Annotated in this window: 1 protein-coding gene and 1 pseudogene; both read left to right on the forward strand. The window is 69.2% G+C overall.

The window, feature by feature from the left end; translation table 11 throughout:
- Nucleotides 1-280: 280 nt before the first annotated feature.
- A pseudogene (locus IEZ17_RS43705) lies at nucleotides 281-355 on the forward strand (hypothetical protein); the annotation flags it as partial.
- 898 nt (nucleotides 356-1,253) lie between these two features.
- Nucleotides 1,254-1,590 (forward strand): transposase (locus IEZ17_RS43710; protein WP_229853141.1); only part of this gene is annotated, 337 nt, incomplete at its 3' end.

Consider the following 1,590-nt stretch of genomic DNA (forward strand, 5'->3'; position numbering starts at 1 on the left):
GTATCTCTGCCATCGAACTTCCTCATAGCGGACATCTCCACACTACGAGGGGAGGCACACCGGTGCGCCAGCATGATCAGCGGGCATGCTCGGGGCTGTTTCGAAGACCGATGCAGTTGTCGAGGTGCCTGTTGTCGCTCCGTCCCCGTTCCGGTGAGCAAGTCCCGTCTCTGACCGCGCAGATCGCGCGGGCGAGCAACCCGGGCGGTACGACGGCGATGTGGGTGAGAGACCGGCTGGACGGGCTGTGGTGCGACGAGGACTTCGCGGGCTGGTACTCGTGCGACTGCTCGGCCTGTCGGACCGGCAGGCAGCGGAAGCGGTCCGCTGCCGCATCGATTTCAAGTACGCCATGGCCCTGGAGCTGGACGATCCCGGCTTCCACCACAGCGTGCTGGCCGACTTCCGTGAGCGCCTCGACCAGGACGACCGCGCCGACCGTCTTCTCGATCTGGCGCTCGCGCGCCTGAAGGAGGCCGGACTCGTGCGCGAGCGCACCACGCAGCGCACCGACTCCACCCACGTCCTGGCCGCGGTGCGCGACTTGACCCGGCTGGAACTGGTCACGGAGGCGGTCCGTGCCGTGCTGGAAGAAGCGGCCAGCACCGCTTCACACCTGTTGACCGGCCTGGTCGACGAGGACTGGGGGCGCCGCTACGGCCGTCCGGTCCGTCTGGGCAAGAACCCCACCCGGCCCAAGACCAGGATCCTCGCCGCCGGCGAGGACGCCTGCCGGCTGTTGGAACGCCTCCACCGGCACGGGGCGGGTTACCGGCCCGGTCCGCAGGCCGAGGCGTTGCGGCAGATCGTCGTGCAGAACTACTACCGCGACGAGGCGGGCCGCCTGCGCTGGCGCACCGCCGACGACGGCGGCCTGCCGCCCTCCTCCTCGGCAATCGTCTCGCCCTACGACACCACGGCGCGTTACGTCCGCCATGGGCACATCATCAGCTGGAAGGGGTTCGCCGCGCATGTCACCGAGACGTGCGCCTCCGGCAGCGTCAACGTGATCACGCATATGGCTACCACCTCGGCCGCTACGAACGACGGCCAGGCCCTGCCCGGCATCCACACCCCGCCTGGCGCGTCGCGAGCTGCTGCCTGCCGAGCACCTGGTCGACGGCGGCTACACCTCTCTGGTCCATCTGGAACGAGCCGAGCGCGAACATCGGGTCACTGTCAGCGGGCCGCTGCCGGGCAACCCCACCCGCCAGCATCGCCGGAACGAAGGTTTCGACCGGGAGGACTTCCACATCGACTTCGACCGCCGACAAGTCACCTGTCCCCAGGGCCAGGTCAGCCAGGGCTGGCACGGCCCCTACCCGACCTCCTCGCCCACCGCGGCACCCCTGATCGTGGCACGGTTCACCAAGAGCCAGTGCCAGCCGTGTCCAGACCGCCCCCGGTGCACCAGCTCCCGCGAGAGCGCCCGGAATGTGGGCTTCCCTCCACGAGAACTCCGCGACCTGCAAGTCCGTGTCCGCAGCGAGCAGCAGACACCCGAGTGGAAGGCCCGCTATGCGGTCCGCTGCGGAGTGGAGGGCACCATCAACGAGTTCGCCCACGGACACGGCATGCGCCACTGCCGCT

Origin of the sequence: Streptomyces albospinus (assembly GCF_014648695.1) — a bacterium.
Taxonomy (GTDB): Bacteria; Actinomycetota; Actinomycetes; order Streptomycetales; family Streptomycetaceae; genus Streptomyces; species Streptomyces albospinus.